We start from the raw sequence: 21,359 nt of genomic DNA, 5'->3' as shown, positions 1-21,359 counted from the left end.
AATTCCTCAAGGCCAAAGCCATGGCCCTACACTTGCTGGATGGCAGCGGCTAATTGCATCGCGTGGAGATTCGCGGGCACATGATGTACACGGTGCAAGAGAATCCCCTGCTGGCATGCCATCGCAGTAAGCGCTGCGGTGGCGCTGTCTCGCTCAGCGGCATTTTCGATACCGGTGATTTTGCCAATGAATGATTTCCTAGAGACGCCTAAGAGGAGAGGTCGACCCAGTTGCCGCTGGAGGGTTCCCAGATTTCTCAACAGCTCGAGATTCTGATCAAGGGTTTTGCCGAACCCTATGCCCGGATCCAAAATGATGTTCTCCAAGTCGATGCCGGCTGCAGTCAATGTATCGAGTCGTTGCTTAAAAAAATCTGCGACCTCGGTGACAACTCCATTTGGATAGGTCGGGTTCTGCTGCATCGTACGAGGAGTGCCCTGCATGTGCATGACCACTACGCCCACTCCCGCCTCAGCACAAACCTCCACCATGGCAGAGTCTCCAGTGAGGCCAGTGACATCGTTGACGATATCCGCGCCGGCATTGATCGCTGCGGTGGCGACAGATGCCTTCGAGGTATCAATCGAAATCAAGACCTCTGATTCAGCTCGCAGAGCGCGAACCAAGGGCTCTGTGCGGAAAATTTCCTGTTCAGCCGAAACACTGGGGGCTCCGGGCCGGGTCGATTCACCGCCAATATCGATGATTTTGGCTCCATCGGAGATCATTTGCTGGCCAGCAGCCACAGCCTTGGAATGGTCATCATGCTGGCCACCATCGGAGAACGAATCGGGCGTTGCATTCAGGATCGCCATCACGACACCTTCGTGGAGATCCTTATCGTTGAAGTCCAGTGATATACGTCGGGTTTTCCAGATCATAATTGATGGCTTGAAATGTGGTAAAGCGCAGCTAGGGTCACTGGACACACCTATGAAGACAATCTTTAAAATCCACCCCCTCCGATCGATCAACACGATGAGTCTCATCATTGTCGGCATCACAGCTTCCCTCAGCATGCCACAAGCGGTTCAAGCCCAGGCTAAGGCAGACAATGAGGCCCAGAACGTGCGGATCATGCGCAACGAAGACGGGTCATTCACCGAGTTTCGTAAAAGTGCTGACGACCGAGTGATCGAGCGCCGCACCTACGGCGACCGCAACGGCGGCAATGGTGACCGCGTGCTGCGGATGACCATTATTTATCGCAAGGACAAGCACGGAAAGCTTCGCAGCGGCAAGATCCATGACGGCACCGGTAAGGTTCTCTATCGCGTGGTTTACGGATATCACAAAACCAACGGCAAACTGGTTGCCGAGGACATGTTTGATGCCCGCATGAAACGTGGAGAGACCATCACTGATCCGAAAACGAACCAAGCAGTGTTCAAAGAGAAGCCGGTTCGCTGTCTACGCCACCGCTATGACGCCCAAGGACGCCAGTTGAAACCCATCGTGGTCTGTGCCCCTGCCGGATTAATGGCTGAAAAACTCTTCGGAAAATACGGCTCCAGCCACTATGGCTCGGACCCATGGAATAAGGAAAACAGCGGTGGAACCACCGTCAACCCTAACTCCAAGCCTTTGAAATAAGGGTTCCTGGGCGATTGCTCGGAAAGCAAACCAGATTGCGTACAGCTGAGAATCATTCTTCAGGGACACTCGGCTGCTTGCGCAAGACCCCGAACCAGGCCCTTTCGACTAAGGAGCCTCCGCTGTTTCAGCTGCTGAAGGAGTGCTGGGCGCGGATGGAGCTTGGTTCTTTTTCAAGTAGTTGGGGAACTCCTTGTTCAAGGTATTGAGATAATGGCGTGCTTGCTCGGTGTCGCCTTTCTTGAGCAGGGCCTGATGCGACTTGAATAGTGCCTCAGGCCGCAGATTCTTATCATCGGTGAACTGCACCACAACCACATAGAATTGGGCTGCGGTGGCAAAGTCTTTTTCGTTGTAGGCAATGTCACCCAAGACCATGCGGAGCTCGGCATTGACGCTGCCTTTCGGGCGAAGTTGCAGGCCGGCCTCAGCAGATTTTTTCGCTTCAGCGAGATTCTCCAATCCGAGGTAAGCTTTGGATTGATCGAGTAAGGTTTCAGCTTTCCAGAATGGCTCTTGCACGACATCGAGGTAGTTTTTGATCGCGACGAGAGCCTCCTCATATTTACCAGTTTCCACGCGCGCTTTGCCCAGCATTTTCCAGAATGCCTGAGGCGTCTGTCTGGGATCCGCCGCTGTGGTTCCAAGGCTGAGGTAACGTTCGGCCAATTTCATTTCACCACCGTTGAAACACTGAACTCCTAGCCAACGGTAGATCGGGTTTTGAATTTTATCCCCCTTATCAATCGCCATGAGGTCATCCACGGCTTTCTGCAGGCGCGCTTTGTCCTTCATCGAAAAGCTGCTGTAGATCACTAACATGCCTGCTTGGAAACCGTAACTTTTCGGCTCCAACTGCAGTGTCTTATCGAGTGCCGAGATCGCTCTGGCGTAGTCTTTGAGCTGGTAGCTGCCCCAGCCAATCCAATAGTTGGCGTTGGCCTTGGTCCCCTCGAGATTTGGGAAATTGGTTAGCAAGGCCTCGTAGCGGCGGATCATATCCTTGTAGTCCTTGTCCTCCTTTTTGATTCGCGCACTACTCTGCCAGGCGAGAGCGGCAAGTTTGTCTTTCGGAAACCGCTGGATGAGCAGATCAAAGTCTCTCAGGGCCGAGGCTCGGTCGCCCAGTGCCATGTAAGATTTTCCACGACGTGCAATGGCATTGGCCGAGCGTTCATCATCGGGATAACCATTGAGGAAATCGGTGAAATTACGGACAGCACCGTTGTGATCGCCGGACTCCGAGAGGCACCAGCCACGTTTGTAGAGAAGGTTCGCCACATTGTCTTTACCTACGATGGTGGAGTCAATTTGGTTGTAGGCAGCTGCTGCTTCGCGAGCCTTGCCATTGTCGAAGAGCGTTTCCGCTTTCATGAGCAGAGCTTTGTGAATCCGCTCATGCTTGGGGTAACGTGGCTGATAGACAACGAGGAATCCATCCACCTGCTTGGGAATATTTTCGCCTTCGATGTTAAAGAAACACAAAAGCCGATAATAGGCCGCGGTGAAAGCTTCCTTGGAAAGTGGGATCTGGCGTTCAGCTTCCGCAAAGTATTTGATCGCCAGGTCATACGACTTCAGCTGCATAGCACTTTTACCAGCGATGGTGTATTTGATCGCCTCGGTCGTTGGTTTGCCTTTGTAGAGTCCGCGTTTGAGCACTCCGAGCACACCTGCGTAATCCTCCTCGGCAAACATGCAATTCATCAAAGCTGCCTGTGAGCGTGCTTTGAACTTATCCTGACCAGACATGAGCACGGTCTTGAAATAACCTTCGGCCTCTTTGATCTCCTTCTGCTCGAGAGCAATGAGCCCAGCATTGAATGCTGCCTCTATCCGGATCGATTCTTCCACAGCGGGCAATATCAATGCCTCAAACTTCTCACGGGCTTTCTCAAGGTCCTTTTTAGCAAGATAGAGGTGCCCCAGTCGAAGTTTGGCATTTTCGCGATAAACCACCTCGGCGTCTTGCGCGCTTTCGACAATCGAATAGAGTCGGATAGCATCACCAGAATCACCGGCGAAGCGATAGCAGGAGGCTTCCTGATACATACCGCGATAACGCTCTGCAGCGGTCTCGGCCAGACGAGCTACGCGTCCGAAGTGCACGGCGGCTTGTCGGTATTTCTTGTTATAAAAGGCATCGTAACCGAGCCGGTTCGATGACAGGGCTACGTAGCGTCCTTTTTTAAATCGATTGATCACGCCTACCAGCACTCGCTTGGCATCTTCCACAGAGCCCGATTGATAGTAACATTCCCCCAGGTAATAGCTGGCGGCGGGAACGTTGGGATTGTTGGGAAATCTCTCGATGTAGGCCTCCAGACGAGGGGCCAATCTCTGGTATGCCAAAACCCGGCTGTCGTGATTGCGGATCGCATTGGCCTGACGATACAGATGTTTGCAGAACTCAAACTGATCGTGCGCAGGGTTAGCCTCCAACGGCGCCTCCTGTGCTGGAGACTGGATTACCGTGAGTAGGACGGCGAAGATGATTGCGGGAAATCGCATAATAGAATGGGAAACAGAAAAATAAACCGAGCCGTGGTGGCCCGATTAAGGAGAGTCGGAGGGGTCAACTGGTGCGATCGGTTTCTGAGCCGCAAATGTCACATTCGTGACACCAGTGGATTTACAAAGTTCGATGGCATTTGTGATTAACTGAACCGGTGTGTTGGCATCGGCCTTCAGCGTCACGGCCTGACGAGGATTGGCCAGAGTCAGTTCCTTGAGTTTTTTAACGAGGTCTGCAGGTGACACTTTTTCGCCGTTGAGGGTATACTCGCCGTTGAGATCCAGGGCAACCATGGCCGGTGCGGGCTTCACTTTGACTTTGGGAGCAACGAGTTCAGGAGCAGCATCGGCTGGTGCCGGAGCGGCTGGACGAACTGCCTCTACCCGCTGCACCTCGGCTTGTTTCACCTCAACAGCCCTGAACCCCAAGAAGCTAAAGCCACCCAACGCGATGAGGGCTAATTTAAATGGAGCCGGAAGAGTGAAGAAAAACGGAAGGCTTAACAAACCAAAGCTGGCCATAATGATAAAAGGTTAAAGTTAAAGGGAGTTCAGGAAATTGGTGTTTATTTTCGCTTACTCTGCACCTGAGTAGCAAATGAAATATTCGGGATTCCGGCTTTCTGGCAGATATCGATCACTTCCACGATTTTCTGATATTCCACCTTGCCGTCACCGCGGATGCGGATCGCTTGGTTTTTGTGAACAGCGGCGATGCGGGTCAGTTTTGAATAAAGCTGCTCCTGGGTCATCACCGCATGATCAACCACGACCTCGCCGTTATCACGGACATTGACGATCAGTTCACCGACGGTTTGACGGGCATCAGCACCCTCTTCGGCCACTGGCACGGAAACGTTCAACTCTCGCTCACTCTGTGAAAACTGCATGGTGGCGATGAAGAAAATCAGCAGGAGGAACACCACATCAATCATCGGCGCCAAAGGGAAGGCGGCTGATTCGGGTTCTCTGGTTTGAAATTTCATGGAAAATTAGCGACTGCTGGATTTCGAATGAATCAATCGTGCTGCGGGCGTGGGCGCTGAACTGGCATCACTCGATCATCAATGATGTCATCATCATCGTCATCCGATCCGTTCGAAGGATTGTAGTTTGAATCATACGCGCGTTGTTGCCCTGTGTAAACCGGTTGGGGCGCATTTCCTCCCCGACGATTGTACTGCGCTGCCAGCAAAGCCATCAGGTGAGTAGCTGCGGCTTCAAGCTCGGCGATGTATTTTTGCACCCGGCCACGGAAAACGGAATAGAAAATAACGGCTGTAATACCGATGACCAAACCGGATGCCGTGGTGACAAGTGCCTGGTAAACGCCCTCGGCAAGCTTGTTAGCATGCACGCCTTCGTAGTTGCCGGAGGCGATCTCCATGAACGCACGGATCATTCCGATCACGGTGCCCAAAAGACCGGCCATCGGTGCGATGGTTCCTACATCGGATAAATAACTGATACGTTGCGTTAGAATCCCAGTCTGGCGGGATCCCTCGGCCTGTGCGACCTCACGCACTTCCTTGAATGATGCAGAAGTGTTCTTGGTCATGAAATCGAGCGTTTTCTCGGTGATCCGAGCGACACTTTGATTTTGACGGTTACAGTGAGCGACCAGCCCAAGATAATCGCGTTTACGGATGAGGGCCTCCGCAGCATTCATGAACTTGTCACTGACCACGGAACCACGTCGGATAGTGAGGAAATAAAGCAAGATGAGCACCACGCAGATGATCGATAGCACAGCCAGCGGATACATCATAAATCCGCCCATTTTGAGGATTTCCAAGATATCTTTGTTCTCGCCAGCCCCAGCTGCGGCAGCTCCGGCGGCATCGGCGGCATAGGTCATGGGAGCCGCTGCCAATAGAAATGCAGAGGTAAGGGCCCGAGTCAGGCCGGAGGTCAAAATGGATGATTTCATAGAAAAGGTCGCGGTCACTGTAGCTTGATTTTGCTGGGGCGCAAGCGCAGGGAATGGTATCTGGGAACTGTGCGCACAGCTGCCAAGGGCTTAAATTTGCTTAATTTAAGCCCTCAGCCTCCTTTGTGGAGTCGCTTTACGTGACGAGAAGATCAAGTCTTTCTCCAGCTTAAGACACGTTGATGCATCGCCGAACCTAAGCACAGGCTATATTTTCCATTCATTTCGGTACTTTATCGATATAAAATAGCCTGCCGCCCCATAGGCAACTGCTGTGAGAGATACCACGGTTCATTGATGCCTGTGCATGGTTTTTATTGGGTCTGAAGCTCTATCATAGCATCTGCAAAACCTTTACCAATGCCTGCCATGATTTTGGCCGAACCTAGGTAGTGGTAGCCACCATTGGAAATACCTTTTGCAAGGATCTCCAGCTCGCGCTTGGTGAATTCTTTGCTACGGAGGTCACTGAGCAATGCTTTCGCATCCTTACCATCGAGCTTCTTGCTTGATTGGATTTTCTTTGCCGCCTTCTTGACCTGATTATCGCGTGCGATCAAGGCGTTCAGTTCCATGTCCCAATAGTTTTCTGTGCGCACAGCCGCGACATTCCCTTTGAACTCAGGTAATGCTGCGGGTGCTGTCATTGCCTCACGGAAGTTCTCATGGGTTGCTTTGTAGCGTTGCTGGTCAGGACCATATTGATCGGTGGGGCCGCCGACCCCTAAGACGCCGATGACGACAGGGAGTTTTGGAGCGGACAGATCCTTGCGAATATCGCGAATGAAATGCTCCATCACCTTCGAGTAATCATCGTAGCCACCTTTGTTTCCACGATCCGTGTATGTCCCCCCGTCCACCATATCGTTCCATCCCTGAAACCACACCAGACCGCTCAATGAATAACCTTGGGCTGCGTCGTATTCAGGATAGACCTGAGAAATGTCTGCCAGCACATTCTTTACGTGCTCGACTGTTAGACGATAGTAATGCCCAGTGGCTTTGGCTTTTTCAGTCTGGATCGCTTTAACATCCTTACCCCGTTTCTCTAGGCCCTCGAGTTGTGCTTTATTAAAGGTATACGGTCCGGCACTCGGAGGACGGAAGTCGGTGTTGAGGCTCTTGCCGCCCCAGGCAGCCTTGATGATCAGTATCGGCTCTCCAAAGCGTTTTTGCATCGTGATCCCAAACATCAACTCCGGTCCGATCTTCGTGGAGTCGGCTCCAAAGCCCGCCGTCAAGTTGCCCTTCTTCACGCCATCTTTGGAGAGATACGAGATCCAGACATCTTTGAAAACGCGCGGTGTGCCGTCTGCATTTTGCATATCCTTGAGCATGGGTGCTGTTTTCGGATCCATACCGATGTGCTCAAAAGTCTGAATCTTGGCGTGCCCCTGCATGTTCGATTGCCCCACCAAGACAAACACCTTGAGTGGTTTTTTCTCAGCGGCTTCACAGCGCAAGGATGAGGCCAATCCTGCTGCAAGGAACAAAAGTGTCACTGCACAACGAAGGACACGGTTCGTGGAACGGTCAGAATGAAAAGGTAGCATAAGTCTCTATGCTATCAGATCCAAAATCCTTGAGAAGCGGCAAATGGAAGTGCACAAATGCAGGACACCAGTAGCAATCCGGCTCATATCACTTGCTTTATTCAGTATCCAGAATGATGCTTTCGCCCGATCCTACGATGAGCACGCCCGAGGTGAAAAAGAAACTGCAGGAAACCCCGCACAAGCCGGGAGTTTACCTGATGAAAGACCGGCTCGGCGGCATTATCTACGTCGGTAAGGCTCGCGATTTGAAAAAGCGCGTCGGCAGCTACTTCATGCCCTCGCGCAAGATGCGGGCAGATCTAAAAACCCGCGCCCTGATCGATAGCATCTGCGATTTTGACATCCAGATCGTGCGCAACGAGCAGGAAGCCCTCATTCTTGAGAGCAAGTTGATCAAGGAATACCGCCCGCGCTACAACGTCAGTCTGCGCGACGACAAACGCTTTTACATGGTCAAGGTGCAGCTGGACACGCCCCTACCGCGTTTCATGCTGACCCGTCTGAAAAAAGACGATGGCGCACGCTACTTCGGCCCCTTCGTGCACGCCTCGGCTCTGAAGGCGACGCTCGAGTGGATCAACCGCGAGTTCGGACTGCGCACTTGCCGGCCTCGGTTTCCTGGGGAAAACGACTACCGCCACTGCCATGCCGACGTCATTCGTAAATGCAGCGCGCCATGCGTTGCCAAGATTTCGCAAGAAGATTACTACGCGCGAGTCATGGAGGCTGTCAGCCTGTTAGAAGGAAAAGGAAAACGCGAACGTCTCCAGAGTTTGAAAGACGACATGGCAAAGGCTGCGGAGAAACTTCAGTTCGAAAAAGCCGCCCGCCTGCGTGACATCATCGGCAATCTGGAGAAAACCCTTAGCCCGACTCGCAACTTTTCGCGTGGGCGCGGCGGAGTTCCCAGCACCGTCAATCCTAGCGAAGACCTTATCGAACTTCAGGACGCACTCGGTCTGCCCGATAAGCTGGAGATCATGGAGTGTTTTGATATTTCCAACGTTTCCAGCAATCACATCGTCGCCTCTATGGTCCGCTTCGTGAATGGTGCTCCGGACAACCAAGGCTACCGCCGCTACCGCATCAAAACCGTGCAAGGCCAAGACGATTTCGCAAGCATGGCTGAAGTGGTCAGACGACGCTATTCACGAATATTGTTAGAAAACAGAATTGGTAATGAGTCCGAAGCTGACGACAGCCAAGAGTCGCCACTCGAGGCCCTGCGCCGGCTTGCGCGCGAGGGTAAGTCACCACTTCACTTACCGAACCTCGTCATCGTCGATGGTGGCAAAGGCCAGCTCGGCATGGCCGTCAAAGAACTCCAACGTCTCGGCCTGCATGACCTGCCGGTGATCGGCTTGGCGAAACAGCACGAAGAAATTTTCCGCCCCGGCAATAGCGAACCATTGCTTCTACCCCACGATACCGGAGCGCTTAAGCTGCTTCAACGCATACGAGACGAAGCCCACCGTTTTGCTAACAACTACAACGAACTCTTACTCCGTCGCCGTGTGCGCGAGAGCATGTTAGATGACTGCCCGGGAATGTCACCCAACCGCAAGGAAGCTCTCTTGCGCCGCTTCGGCAGTGTCAAAAGAATCCGCAAAGCCTCTGTCAAAGAACTGGAATCCGTCCCAGGTATCGGTAAGAAAACCGCAGAACAGATGCAAAACTGGCTGAACCGTTCAGCCTGACAACCAGAGCGAGCCCTTACATTTCATGTCATCCACTCCTACACACTCCCTCTCCTATCGTCCTGACATCGACGGATTACGCAGCCTTGCCGTTATCCCAGTGATCCTTTTTCACGCAGGCCTCGGGTTTCCCGGTGGTTATGTCGGTGTTGATATCTTTTTTGTTATCTCAGGTTTTTTGATCACATCAATCATAGCCAAGGATATCCGAAATGATTGCTTTTCCATGACCCATTTCTGGGAACGCCGTGTTCGCAGAATTCTCCCAGCCTCGGTGCTGGTGCTACTGGTCACGCTGATTGCAGGAGCCTTCATACTGCTTCCAGGCCAGTTTGAAGACCTTGGGAAAGCCGCTTGTGCGCAGGCGCTGATGGTTTCCAATTTCTACTTCTGGCAGCAGGATGGATACTTCGCCACCGCCTCGGAATTCCTTCCCACTCTGCACACATGGTCGCTCGCGGTGGAGGAGCAGTTCTACTTGATCCTGCCTCTGCTGATGGTCTGGCTGATGCGGGGGAATTCCGGCCGTGTTGCTAGGGCACTCAAGGTGCTCAGTCTGATTTTTGTGATCTCACTCGCATGGAGTGTTTATAACCTCGAGCATCATCCCTCGAGCACCTTTTTCCTGCTACCTACCCGTGCTTGGGAGTTACTTGCCGGCTCGCTGTTAGCACTCGTTCCGTTGAAAAAACCACTCTCCTCAAAATGGAACGAATTACTGAGTATCGCCGGGGTTTTGTTAATCCTAGGCTCCGTCTTTTTCATGACGAGTGAGACACCGTTTCCCGGACTCGCAGCTATTCCACCGTGCCTGGGTGCCGTGTTACTCATTTTTTCTAACCAGTCGATGCTTACCACAGCAGGCAAACTACTTGCATTGAAACCATGTGTGTTTGTCGGCAAAATTTCCTACTCTCTTTATTTGTGGCACTGGCCGCTACTTGTTTATGGCCGTCATCTGTCCGTGTCTGAACCATCACTCACTCTTCGGCTTTCGCTTGTATTGGCCAGCTTTATTCTTGCCTATCTAACATGGAAGTATGTAGAGAATCCGTTCCGCACGAAATCAATCTGCCGGAACAGAAAACAAATCGCCCGGTTTGGCGTCGTCGGCACACTGCTACCTATTCTCATCGGCACCGGTATTTACCAAGCAGAGGGAATCCCCTCACGGCTAAGTCCAGAGGCGCAAGTTTACGCTCAAGCCGCCGAGGCAAAAATGCTCAACCGCACCGAGTCCGTTGTGACATCAGGTAAACTCCCGACCATTTTACCCGTCTCATCGGATCAAACCCAGCTTCCGGTTTTATTCTGGGGTGACAGTCATTGCCGCAGTCTCGCTCCACTGATGCGGTCACTCGCTGAGCGGCACCGTGTGAACTTTCATTACTCGGTACGAGATGCCCACCCGGCCATACTCGGTGTCGATGTCGACCCAGAGCGTAGGAACGTGAAGCGCTACAACAAGGCAGTCTTCCAATTTATCGAAAAAAATCAGATCAAACACGTGATCCTCGTATGCCGTTGGGCAGCCTATGCCCGAACCTCCAGAGGGACTCATGGTATGAGCGACCCGGATGCACCGGGCAAACCATCCACCGAAGTCTTCAAAGCAAGATTCTCAGCGACCATCGATACTCTCACCAAGGCGGGGGTGACGGTGTGGATCTTGAAACAGGTCCCTGTCCAACCACGGAACCCACCTGAGCTTCTGGTTCACGCGGTACAGTTCAACCGCGATATTACCACAATGGGCGTGACTCTTGAGGAGCACACGAAAAATCAATCCTTCGTGAATGGCGTGATCGACTCCACAGCCTCTAAAAACTGTCACGTCATCGATCCACTGCCTGTTTTTCTCACCGAGAATAACCTTTGCCGGATCGCACTCGACGGGCAATCACTCTATCGAGACAGAGACCATCTTTCAGGATTTGGCAGCCTCCAACTTCAGCCATTGTTCGATCCGATCTTTGAGAAATTTTCTAAAACTTACCGTAAACCCGCACCCTAACAGAAGTCGCAACCATCATCAGGAAGCTGCAATTCCAGCTTCTATGCAACAAGCTCCATCGGTCACCGTGAAGCAGATGTTTTTTTCCGCTACGCGTCCGGCCTGAGCCTCATCGTGAGTGACCATGATGATGGTTCGGCTCCCCTTCAGCTGCTGAATAAGTTCTTCGATGGCTGCGGTGGCCTTGGGGTCGAGGGCGCTCGTCGGTTCATCCATCAAGATCACATCAGGCTCCATAGCCAAAATACGGGCCAGACAAAGACGCTGACGCTGCCCAACTGACAGCTGAGATGCGGGTGCTGTTAGTCTGTCTTTGACTTCCTCCCAGATGGCGGCTGACTTAAGTGCGGTCTCTACAATTTCCTCCGCTTCCTTTTTATCATAGCCCGGCTGGTGGCGAATGCCAAAAAGCACGTTCTTCGCAATGGAGCCTGGAAAAATCACGGGCTGCTGGAACAAGGTGGCGATTCGAGAACGCAGCTCGTCAGCATCGACGTCTTTGGACCTGATCGACATCCCATTGAGCAAGACATCGCCGATCACTTGCAGCTCCGGTGTAAAATCGATCAACCTGTTCAGGCACTTCAAGAAAGTGCTTTTTCCAGCTCCTGACGGTCCTGTGATCGTGGTCACTGTGTTCCTCTCAAATCCAAGTGTCGCCTTGTTGAAAATACAGACCTTGTCCGCACTCACACAAAGATCTCGCACCTCGATGATGGAGTTAACTGGAGCCTGTTCATCGATGCGATGAAGTTTGGCGTATTTGTTTTCTTTATGCATGGCGTGATTCGTCGTGGGTTTTCAAGCGTATTGGTAAGACTAGCATGCTCATGGCAAAGACCAGCAATAAAAGCACCAGGGCCGCGCCCCAGAGATTACCGCTGGCTGATTCCAAGGAATCCTGGGCGAGCACAAAAATATGATACGGCAGTGTCAGCACCGGCGAGTTCTTAATGCCCTCAGGCAATCCAGCACCGGAGAAAACCGTGGCTGTGAAAAGAATTGGGGCAGTCTCTCCTGCGGCACGAGCCAGCCCTAACAGAAGGCCGGTTAAGATGGAACTCCAGCAGCGTGGCAGAACAACCGTCCACGCCACCTGCGCTTTATTCATACCTAGGCCCCGTGCCGATTCGATGTAGGCCGATGGGATCGCGGAAATCCGTTCGATCAACACCACGGTGATCGTAGGCACAATCATCATGCCTAACAAAACCCCACCTGTGAGCCAAGATTTCCCCATTTCCAAGTCTCGGACAAAAAGAATAAACCCCATAATGCCCAAGAGGATCGATGGCACGCCATTGAGAATGTAGAGCAACATTTCCAAAGCCCCGGACAGCTTGTCGCGCTTCCGGAAATACCGAACCAAAAAGGCCAGCGCTGTAGATATGGGAACCGCCACAATAGCTGCCGTGACAAGCAAAATAGCAGTGCCTAACAAGTTCATTAGAATCCCCCCTGAAGCACCCGCTTGCTCCATTCCTTTGCTCAAAAAGTCGAAACTCAGAGCTCCGATTCCCTTACCGACCACCGCGAAAAATAACACCGCAAACAGAACTACTCCGGACAATGCACAGGCAGAAAACAGCGTTGTGGCGATTCGGTTTTTCAACCGTCTAGATGAAGATAGTTTCACGAGACACCTCCCCTCTTTTCAGCATAGTGAACAAGAAACCTGCCCAATACAGTGATCACCATCACACCTAACAAAAGCACCAATGCCAGAGCTGTGATCGCGCCCCAGTGTCCGGGGTCGCCGAAGGCAATATTCACCTCGGAGCCGCCTAACTTGGATGTCAACGTTTGGCCTGGTTCTAAAATTTTATCAAAATCAACGATCGATGCAGGTAGCTGGTTATCTTGTCGGCCCACCACCAACATCACCGCAATGGTTTCGCCCACACCACGCCCGAGCGCCAACAAAACGGCAGCCATCATTCCTGATCCAGCTTGAGGAACCAGCACGGAAAATATCATTTCAGAACGGGTCATGCCAAGGCCACGCGCAGCATCGCGCTGAATGCGAGGCACTGCACGCAAAGCATCATCACAGAGAGTCACCACAGTCGGCAGAATCATCACACCTACCAGCAACCCTGCTGTTAGCAATGTATCGCCCGTGTTGAGATCAAAACCTCTTCTGACCCACTCACGCAGAAAAAGAATACCAAGAATACCGTAAATGACCGAAGGCACACCGGCTAACAACTCGATGATCCCCTTGACAATCATCCGCCAGCGGTGGCCAGCAATCTCTGCCGTATAAACCGCCGCACCGATGCCCAAGGGTGCCGCAAAGAGAATCGCAATGAGACTGACTACAGCCGAGCCGTAGATCATCGAGAGCATACCAAATTTTTCACTGCGGTAATACCACTCCGTCCCCGCTAACAAATCCCAGACACCACCACGCCATGCTGGAAGACTATGGATCAAAAAAGCCGCCAGCATCAGCACAATAAAAAGCACCATCACCCCGCTGCCGATGTAGCAGGAGACCAGAGTGAATGACTTCTTGGAAGATGGGGGTCGCATGGATGTGTTTGGCTATTTCAATCTGCTGAGCGGTAAGTAGCCATGTTTTTCCATCAGCTTCTGCCCCGGCTCGCTGAGCATGTAGTCGACCAACACCTTAGCCTTGCCTGTAGGCTCCCCCCGAGTGATCAAATTGAGAGGTCGGCTCATTGGGTATTTTCCAGAGGCAATGTTGGATCCGGTGGCGGCGACAGAGGCATCATCATTGTCAGTTAGATTGAGAGCATAGACGGTTTCATTATCGGCCCACGCCATCGATAGCTGGCTGATCGCACCAGGAGTGGTCGCCACCTTGGTGCGTGTTTCCTCGTTAGCCCCTACCTCCGGATGGCTCACCTCTGGGGCCTTATCTGCGCTGCCATATGCATAATTGGCAAAGACTTCCCAAGTGCCGCGGCCGGGCTCTTTGTTATAGAACACGATCGCCTCATCAGCGCCGCCGACATCCTTCCAATTTGTAATCTTCTTTTCGTAGATCGCTTGCACCTGTTTTCTGGTCAGCGACTTGACTCCTCCTTTCCAGACATCAGCGTTGACCACAAGAGCCACTGCATCGGCGCCGATTTGAGTCACCTTCAGATCTACTCCGGGAAAACGATCGCGATCACTTTTGGTCAGTGGTTTGGATGCCATGCCAATATCGGCAGTGCCCTCACCAATGGCAGTAATTCCGCCACTGGAGCCACCTTGGGTATCGACAAAAATCTTGGTATCACTCTCACCGCGCAACGCTTCAGCGGCCTCGGCCACGGCTAAATTCACCGTGGTGGACCCAGTGATTTTCAGTGTCGGCTTCTTGTCAGAGCATGAACTCATCATCAGTCCTGAAATCAAAAAAAACGGCGTTATGAAACGGTGCATAAAATGTACGAGGCCGGATAATAGATGTTATTCCCAGTAATCTATCAGCTATCCTGACACACATGTGTCGGATCCATAGCAAAAATCAGAACCTTTACTCTTTGCAATTGGGAAACCGACGATTAGCTTCCGACCACTATGAGCAAAATCGTACCACTTATCAGCTCCGGCACAGCCGGCCCACTTGGCGTTCTTCACCTCCCACGCCTTTGGCAGAAAGCCTCTCTCGAAAACGCCGGCAAGATCGCCGATGGCTACCCTGGCTGCGGCCAAGGCTACGACCAGATGGTGCTCGACGGCCTAGGCCTGGATCGCGACGCCTTCCTCGAATTCATTGCCACCAAACCTACCTACGTCGAATGTGAGAAGTGGGTTCAAGCCAATGGCAGCAAAGTGAATGCCGAATCCATCTCCGAGCTCAACGCCGCCATCACTGGCTACATCCACAAGGATGAAACCCGTCAGGAAATCCTCAGCAACGTTGGCTTACCAGACGGTGAGCCACGCGATGCTATCAACTTGAACAACCTCGACGACTGGGACGAGTTCCACAAGTCCGTCATTAAGTAAGTTTCGTTCTTAGAATCTAACTACACGCTGGTGGAGGGTCGCGACCTTCCACCGGCGTTTTTATTTTCGCATTGTCCAAAGCTCTCGCAACGGTCAGATTCTTAGCATGTTGAGATCCATCTTATGCCTGCTCACGTTCACCAGCTTACTTTTTGCACAGGGTAACCCTGCCGCGCTTCCATGGAAACCGGAAGTAATCAACGGCGTGCCCTACGTGCCGATAGACCAAGTAAAGCAGTTCTATGGTTTTGACCAGATGCAGATGCAACAGAAGCAGCTCACCTTGGAAAATAACTCGGTCAAAGTTGCATTCACCGTGGGAGGACACGAGGTGCGGCTTAACGGGGTGAAGTTCTTCAGTGCCGAGCCGGTGATTCTCAAAAATGGCAAATATTTTTTATCACAGCATGATCTCACCACACTGTTGGATCCAGTCCTCCGGCCACAAAAGCCCCAGCCCCCAAAACTTCAAAAGGAAAATATCAAGACGGTGATCCTCGATCCCGGTCACGGAGGCCATGACAAAGGAGCTGCCGGCCTCGAAGCGAAATACACTCTGATTCTGGCAGAGCAGATCAAGAAGATGTTAGTAGCTAGGGGTTATGCCGTTGCATTAACCCGAGAGAAAAATAACTTTGTTCCGCTTGCCGAACGCATCCGCCTAGCTAACAAGAAAAACAACGCGGTCTTTGTCTCGATTCATTTCAACGCCGGCCCCAAGCAAGTAAGAGGCATCGAAACCTATATACCGAGCACCCTCAACGGCCAGGGAATGAATAACAATGCTGATAACATCGCCCTCGCCACGGCCATGCATTCGCGTGCATTGCTGTATTTGAACAACCCAAAAGGCAACAACTTCGAAATGCCTGATCGCGGCATTCGTCGTGCCAGATTCAACGTTTTTATGAACATCAAGCACCCCACCGTTCTCATCGAAGGTGGTTATCTCAGTAACAAGGTTGACGCCGGACATATTCAAGATCCGATCTATCAGAACACCCTAGCTTCTGCCATCGTCAGAGGTATAGACGTCTTTAAAAACACCCTCCGATAGCAGCTAGCGTGATGCCTGCGACAACTGCACGAAAGATAGAAGGTAGCACCATGAAAGTTCTATTTCTGACCATCTCACTGATTCTAACACAGGCTGTGGTGATGGCTCATGAGGTCATTGGTTATCTCCCCGAGTATCGGGTCAGCGACCAGACTTTGGCGTCGATGAAACATTGCACAGATGTTGTTTACTTCGGCAACACGCTCGCTGCCGATGGCTCCATCACGATGTCGCCAGTGGCAAGCAAACATCTTAAAACCATTAAATCCCGACTGCAAGGTACTGACACTCGCCTCATCTTGTGCCTTGGTGGCTGGAAAAAAGACGAACACTTCCCAGCTGTCACTTCCTCCGAGCAATCCAGAGTCACCTTCGCCGAGACTCTGGCTAAATTTGCCAAGAAATACGATATTGATGGTGTCGATCTCGACTGGGAATATCCTAAGAACGCGCAGCAATGGCATGACCTTGGCAAGCTGATCGCAGCTGGTAAAAAGGCGATGGGCGCAAGGCCGTTCATCTGGTCGGTGGCGGTTCATCCACGTCACCTTATTCCGAACGAGGTGGTCAAGCAGCTAGATCGCATCCACCTCATGACTTACGACGCTGGAAAAAAACACTGCGATACCACCGTGGCACAGACAGCCATCCAAGAGTGGAAAAAGCGTGGTGTGCCTGCGAACAAGCTATGTATCGGCGTCGCATTTTACGGCAGAAAAATGGAAAACCGCAACGAAGTCAAAACTTACGCAGAGCTCTTTCAGATCTATGGGAAAGCTGTTCAGCAATCACAAACTGCAGGAGGATTTTTCTATGACAATCCCAGATCATGCCGTATCAAAAAAGAAATGGTCACTAGTCATCAACTGCGCGGTCTGATCGTCTGGGAGATTGGTCAGGACGCTAGAGGTGAAGCCGCGCTTCTTCCCTTGTTGAAATAAATCATACCTTCTAAAGACGATACAACATCATCCCATGAAATTCTTTATCCTCTTGTTACTCCTCGCCGGATCGCTGGCTACCCAGATAGCCGCTGCTGACAAATTCCAATGGCAGGTCACTGAAATCGGAGACCACAATTATGTGCCGCTGGATCAGGTGAAAACCTTTTATCGTTTCACCCAATTGCAGATTCAAGATGAAGCCAAAACTCTGACCTTGAGCAGCCGAAGTGTTGAAGCCATTTTTCGTACCGAAACTCGTGCTGCGTATTTCAATGGCGTAAAATTCGTGCTCACCCATCCGCTGGTCAAAAAAGATGACGGGTATCTCGTTTCCCAATTTGATTTGAGCGCCTTGATCGACCCCATCTTACGTCCGAAGTTCATTAAGAATGCCGGGAAATTCAAAACCGTAATCCTCGATGCCGGTCATGGAGGCAAAGACCAAGGTTCCGCCGGTGAGGAAGCTAAACACACGCTGAAGCTGGCAAAAAAGCTCAAGCCGCTGCTGGAAAAAAAGGGTTACACCGTCATCATGACACGTGAAGAAGACATCTTTGTTCCTCTAGCTGATCGGGTGCAAATGGCGAATGCTCATGAGAACGCCGTCTTCATTTCGCTGCATTTCAATTCTGGAAATCCCAACGCTCAGGGATTTGAAACCTACGTCTTGAGCCGCCGTATTCCTGGCAAAAACACCCATGCCGCCAGTGTCGCTCTCGCCACAGCCGTCCACTCACGGGCGATCTTTTCGCTGGGTAAGGGTCACATTAAAGACCGAGGCATACGCAGCGCTAATTTCAATGTACTCAATGGCTGCATACACCCAGCCATACTGATCGAGGCCGGATTTTTGACCAACAAAGAAGAAGCCGCGATGGTGACCGCTGATGATTTCCAGAAAATACTCGTCGAGAGTATTGTGAACGGCATCAATGTTTACCGCTCCGCGGTGACCAAGTAGGCTAGCTTTGCACGCTGGCGACAACCTAGGTGAGCTAGGCAATCAGAGGATGATTATGCCTTGGCTTGCCGACAGCCTGAAAAGACTGTCCTACGTTGCTTGCTCAATGGCGCGCTGTTTCCTAGAGTGTGCTGCACGAGTCTATGCATCAGTGCCAAAATAGCCCCGTCACTTGTCATCCATGACTACTAACAAATCACCATCACTTTCCTACCGTCCGGACATCGATGGCCTGCGCTGCATTGCTGTGGTGCCGGTGCTGCTGTTCCATGCCGGTCTGGGTTTTACCGGAGGTTATGTGGGAGTGGATATCTTCTTTGTGATTTCAGGTTTCCTGATCACCTCGATCATAGCCAAGGACATCCGCGAACAGAAGTTTTCGATGCTGCACTTCTGGGAACGCCGCATCCGCCGGATCATACCCGCTGCTGCAGTTGTTGTGTTCTGCACCTTGGTCGCCGGTGCTTTCATTTTGCTCCCGCAGCAGTTTATCGATCTTGGCTCATCAGCCGCTGCGCAGACGATGATGGCGGCGAACTTCTACTTCTGGGATCAGTCCGGCTACTTTGCGCCCTCAGCGGAGTTCGCACCGCTGCTGCACACGTGGTCGCTGGCCGTCGAAGAGCAGTTCTATTTCATTCTGCCGCTGCTGTTGGTTTTTGCCATGGGTAGGAAACGGACCAGTTCAGGCACAGCCATCAAGCTGCTAGGCACAATATTTGTGTTGTCATTTCTCTGGAGCATTCACTCCACCCGGACCACCCCCGACTCCGCCTTCTTCCTCCTGCCGGCGCGTGCATGGGAGTTACTCACAGGCAGCCTGCTGGCTCTGGCCGGCACATCGCGGACCTGCGGGCCACGACTGAACGAAATCCTGAGTGCCATTGGAATCGGACTCATCGGCTTTGCCGTTTTTTACTACGATCACGCTACGCCGTTTCCCGGACTGGCCGCCGTGCCGCCGTGTCTGGGCACCGCACTGCTGCTTTTTTCCAATCAAAACAAACCCACCTTCTGTGGTCGGATCCTCGCCCTGCCCCCGCTGGTTTTCATCGGAAAAATTTCCTACTCACTCTACCTCTGGCACTGGCCGTTGCTAGTCTATGCGCGCCATCTGGCCATCGATGAAACATCTCTAACAGTCAGAATTTCCATGGTGGTAATCAGCATCGTGCTGGCAACGCTGACTTGGAAATTCGTCGAGAATCCGTTCCGTGGCAAATCGACGCTGAAAAACCGCAATCAGGTCTTTTCATTCTTCTTCGTCACCACGGCCTGCCTGCTGCTTATGGCCTCGGTAGTGATCTCCACCAACGGTTTTCCCTCGCGACTTAGCCAGCAGGCGCAAACCTATGCGAAGGCCGGACAGGAGGAACTCCCCATCCAACAAACACGCGCTGTCACCAAGGAAGGCACACTACCCACCGTCAACCCGGCCGACAACGGCACGCCGGTGTTACCCGTCTTGGTCTGGAGCGACAGCCATGGCAGGGTGCTCGCGCCGATGTTTCGCAAGCTGTGCGACCAACACCAAGTCAACATCTACATCGCCACCCGTGATTCACACGTTCCACTGCTCGATGTCAGTCTCGAACCGATGTTGAAAAACGCCGCCGAATACAACGATGCGGTTTTCAAGTTCATTCAGGAAAACAAGATCAGAACCGTTGTTCTCGTGTCTCGCTGGCGAGCCTACATCGAGGAAACCCCCAACCATGCGCTCATGCGGCAACGTGGGGCTACTGAAGAAGACGACTCATCCGCGAAAGATGTGTTCCAGTCTCACATGGCCAGCACTGTCGCGCGCCTGCGGGAGGCAGGAGTGGAGGTCTGGATCATGAAACAAGTGCCCTACCACGATCGCCATCCTCACGAAAGTCTGGCCCGTGCCGTGATGCTGGATCGCGATATCGCCACCTTGGGCTCCACGATTGCAGAGCACAAGAAACGTCAGGCATTTGTCAATTCAGTGATCGACGCACAGGCCTCCGAGCAGGTGCACATCATCGATCCCCTACCGGTCTTTGAAATGGAAAACCAACACTACCGCCTGCAGAAAGACGGCAAATCACTCTACCGCGATGACGATCACCTCTCGGACTATGGTAGCACCCTGCTGGCTCCGATTTTCGAACCGATGTTCAAATCCATCGTCGAACAGCACCGCCCTCGCCACTGACATAGAGCCGGGCTTTCAAGGCACGGCTGTTAGCCCGCTGCGTGCTCAAGGGCGCGCTGTTTCATCTGGGTGGCCATCAGGTTCAGAGCATTGGCACGTGTGGGTGCTAGGTGCTCCTTGAGGCCGGTTTGATCGATGAAGGACATGTCAGCCTTCAAGATGGCATCGGGTGTCTCACCATCGAGCACCCGAACGAAGAGGGCGATCATGCCCTTGGTGATGAGTGAATCGGAATCGGCCTGATAGTGCATCAGGCCGTCCGAGAAGCTGGCATCGAGCCAGACTTGCGACTGACAACCTTTGATAAGCTTGTCAGCCGTCTGGTTTTCCTCGGGCATTGCAGGCAGGGACTTGCCGAGACCGATGACATATTCGTATCGTTCGGTCCAGTCGTGGAAAAAACCAAGTTCCTCCAGTAGCTCTGCCTTTTTTGCCTCGATTCCCATATTAGCTAGCGTTTTGCTGGAGCACGGGAAGGATGCGGGCAACCTTCTCCTTCATTTCCTTGCCAGGCTTGAACTTCACCACAGCGCGTGGTGGGATTTTCATGTCGAGACCTGGGTTTTTAGGGTTACGGCCGACTTTACCTTTCATTTCGCGCACTTGAAATGAGCCAAAGTTGCGGATGACCACAGTATTTCCTTGGGCAAGCTCGCCGGTGACAGTTTCGAGCAGAGATTCCAGAACATTGAGGACGTCAGCTTGGCCGAGGCCGGTTTTATTGCTGAGCTTGGTGACCAGATCGCGTTTAGTAATTGTTTCCATGAGTATCAGATAATGAATGAATTAGCATCAGGCGTGTGCATCGCCTGTGCGGGGTTGGGAAAACCATAGACCGATGAAATTGTCCCGAAAAAAATGCTTCTATCTTATGCACATTCCCAAGGAATGGGGGTTTCGGGCCCGCTTTTTTTCAAATCCGTCACTTCTCAAGTCCACGAATGGCCG

20 protein-coding genes are annotated in these 21,359 nt (G+C 52.2%); 8 read left to right on the top strand and 12 right to left on the bottom strand.

Annotation, left to right across the window (positions count from 1 at the left end; genetic code table 11):
- Positions 1-26 precede the first annotated feature (26 nt).
- Positions 27-881 carry a dihydropteroate synthase gene (gene folP / locus ACSPJT_RS16115; RefSeq protein WP_435893587.1) on the bottom strand — a complete coding sequence of 285 codons (855 nt, stop codon included), beginning with the start codon at positions 879-881 and terminating at the stop codon, positions 27-29.
- Positions 882-933: 52 nt separating this feature from the next.
- Between folP and ACSPJT_RS16110 the strand changes: the two genes are divergently transcribed.
- Positions 934-1,593, top strand: a complete 660-nt coding sequence (locus ACSPJT_RS16110) for a hypothetical protein (protein WP_435893586.1) — start codon at positions 934-936, stop codon at positions 1,591-1,593.
- Between the two features lie 108 nt (positions 1,594-1,701).
- Here ACSPJT_RS16110 and ACSPJT_RS16105 read toward each other — a convergent pair whose 3' ends face one another.
- The 5 genes from ACSPJT_RS16105 to ACSPJT_RS16085 all read right to left on the bottom strand — a co-directional run bounded on the left by ACSPJT_RS16105 (position 1,702) and on the right by ACSPJT_RS16085 (position 7,590).
- Positions 1,702-4,104: a tetratricopeptide repeat protein gene (locus ACSPJT_RS16105; protein ID WP_435893585.1), complete on the bottom strand. Its 2,403-nt coding sequence runs from the start codon at positions 4,102-4,104 to the stop codon at positions 1,702-1,704.
- Positions 4,105-4,149: 45 nt separating this feature from the next.
- Positions 4,150-4,629 (bottom strand): ExbD/TolR family protein, encoded by a 480-nt coding sequence (locus ACSPJT_RS16100; RefSeq protein WP_435893584.1) that lies wholly within the window; start codon positions 4,627-4,629, stop codon positions 4,150-4,152.
- A 44-nt stretch (positions 4,630-4,673) separates the two neighbouring features.
- Positions 4,674-5,093, bottom strand: a complete 420-nt coding sequence (locus ACSPJT_RS16095) for an ExbD/TolR family protein (protein WP_435893583.1) — start codon at positions 5,091-5,093, stop codon at positions 4,674-4,676.
- A gap of 32 nt (positions 5,094-5,125) precedes the next feature.
- The gene (locus tag ACSPJT_RS16090) at positions 5,126-6,037 is read right to left on the bottom strand and encodes a MotA/TolQ/ExbB proton channel family protein (RefSeq protein ID WP_435893582.1); all 912 of its coding nucleotides are present in this window, start codon (positions 6,035-6,037) and stop codon (positions 5,126-5,128) included.
- Between the two features lie 314 nt (positions 6,038-6,351).
- Positions 6,352-7,590 (bottom strand): sialate O-acetylesterase, encoded by a 1,239-nt coding sequence (locus tag ACSPJT_RS16085; RefSeq protein ID WP_435893581.1) that lies wholly within the window; start codon positions 7,588-7,590, stop codon positions 6,352-6,354.
- Positions 7,591-7,703: 113 nt separating this feature from the next.
- Here ACSPJT_RS16085 and ACSPJT_RS16080 point away from each other — a divergent pair, with 113 nt between their 5' ends.
- Together ACSPJT_RS16080 and ACSPJT_RS16075 are read left to right on the top strand one after the other, a co-directional pair.
- On the top strand, positions 7,704-9,290 hold the full coding sequence (locus ACSPJT_RS16080) for an excinuclease ABC subunit UvrC (RefSeq protein WP_435893580.1): 1,587 nt from the start codon (positions 7,704-7,706) through the stop codon (positions 9,288-9,290).
- Between the two features lie 25 nt (positions 9,291-9,315).
- On the top strand, positions 9,316-11,304 hold the full coding sequence (locus ACSPJT_RS16075) for an acyltransferase family protein (protein ID WP_435893579.1): 1,989 nt from the start codon (positions 9,316-9,318) through the stop codon (positions 11,302-11,304).
- Between the two features lie 18 nt (positions 11,305-11,322).
- Here the strand turns inward: ACSPJT_RS16075 and ACSPJT_RS16070 are convergent, their stop codons facing one another.
- Genes ACSPJT_RS16070 through ACSPJT_RS16055 form a run of 4 tightly spaced genes read right to left on the bottom strand, consistent with a single transcriptional unit; the run spans position 11,323 to position 14,700 of the window.
- Positions 11,323-12,084 carry a phosphate ABC transporter ATP-binding protein gene (locus tag ACSPJT_RS16070; protein WP_435893578.1) on the bottom strand — a complete coding sequence of 254 codons (762 nt, stop codon included), beginning with the start codon at positions 12,082-12,084 and terminating at the stop codon, positions 11,323-11,325.
- Positions 12,077-12,940, bottom strand: coding sequence for a PstA family ABC transporter permease (locus ACSPJT_RS16065; protein WP_435893577.1), 864 nt, complete (start codon positions 12,938-12,940; stop codon positions 12,077-12,079). The genes ACSPJT_RS16070 and ACSPJT_RS16065 overlap by 8 nt, the downstream gene beginning before the upstream one ends.
- On the bottom strand, positions 12,937-13,839 hold the full coding sequence (gene pstC / locus ACSPJT_RS16060; RefSeq protein WP_435893576.1) for a phosphate ABC transporter permease subunit PstC: 903 nt from the start codon (positions 13,837-13,839) through the stop codon (positions 12,937-12,939). The genes ACSPJT_RS16065 and pstC overlap by 4 nt, the downstream gene beginning before the upstream one ends.
- A 12-nt stretch (positions 13,840-13,851) precedes the next feature.
- Entirely contained in the window at positions 13,852-14,700 is an 849-nt protein-coding gene (locus tag ACSPJT_RS16055; RefSeq protein WP_435893575.1) for a phosphate ABC transporter substrate-binding protein, read from the bottom strand.
- Between the two features lie 138 nt (positions 14,701-14,838).
- Here ACSPJT_RS16055 and ACSPJT_RS16050 point away from each other — a divergent pair, with 138 nt between their 5' ends.
- The 5 genes from ACSPJT_RS16050 to ACSPJT_RS16030 all read left to right on the top strand — a co-directional run bounded on the left by ACSPJT_RS16050 (position 14,839) and on the right by ACSPJT_RS16030 (position 20,411).
- On the top strand, positions 14,839-15,270 hold the full coding sequence (locus ACSPJT_RS16050) for a DUF5069 domain-containing protein (protein ID WP_435893574.1): 432 nt from the start codon (positions 14,839-14,841) through the stop codon (positions 15,268-15,270).
- Positions 15,271-15,376: 106 nt separating this feature from the next.
- Positions 15,377-16,327, top strand: coding sequence for an N-acetylmuramoyl-L-alanine amidase family protein (locus ACSPJT_RS16045; RefSeq protein ID WP_435893573.1), 951 nt, complete (start codon positions 15,377-15,379; stop codon positions 16,325-16,327).
- Positions 16,328-16,377: 50 nt separating this feature from the next.
- The gene (locus ACSPJT_RS16040; RefSeq protein WP_435893572.1) at positions 16,378-17,268 is read left to right on the top strand and encodes a glycoside hydrolase family 18 protein; all 891 of its coding nucleotides are present in this window, start codon (positions 16,378-16,380) and stop codon (positions 17,266-17,268) included.
- 34 nt (positions 17,269-17,302) lie between these two features.
- Positions 17,303-18,232, top strand: coding sequence for an N-acetylmuramoyl-L-alanine amidase family protein (locus ACSPJT_RS16035; RefSeq protein ID WP_435893571.1), 930 nt, complete (start codon positions 17,303-17,305; stop codon positions 18,230-18,232).
- Between the two features lie 181 nt (positions 18,233-18,413).
- Positions 18,414-20,411 (top strand): acyltransferase family protein, encoded by a 1,998-nt coding sequence (locus tag ACSPJT_RS16030; protein WP_435893570.1) that lies wholly within the window; start codon positions 18,414-18,416, stop codon positions 20,409-20,411.
- A gap of 29 nt (positions 20,412-20,440) precedes the next feature.
- Here the strand turns inward: ACSPJT_RS16030 and ACSPJT_RS16025 are convergent, their stop codons facing one another.
- Both ACSPJT_RS16025 and ACSPJT_RS16020 read right to left on the bottom strand, forming a co-directional pair.
- Positions 20,441-20,857 (bottom strand): SufE family protein, encoded by a 417-nt coding sequence (locus ACSPJT_RS16025; protein ID WP_435893569.1) that lies wholly within the window; start codon positions 20,855-20,857, stop codon positions 20,441-20,443.
- A gap of 1 nt (position 20,858) precedes the next feature.
- The gene (locus tag ACSPJT_RS16020; RefSeq protein ID WP_435893568.1) at positions 20,859-21,176 is read right to left on the bottom strand and encodes an HU family DNA-binding protein; all 318 of its coding nucleotides are present in this window, start codon (positions 21,174-21,176) and stop codon (positions 20,859-20,861) included.
- Positions 21,177-21,359: the final 183 nt, after the last annotated feature.

Source organism: Oceaniferula spumae (assembly GCF_042849255.1).
Classification (GTDB): Bacteria; Verrucomicrobiota; Verrucomicrobiia; order Verrucomicrobiales; family Akkermansiaceae; genus Oceaniferula; species Oceaniferula spumae.
This window is presented reverse-complemented; position numbering and strand designations above follow the sequence as displayed.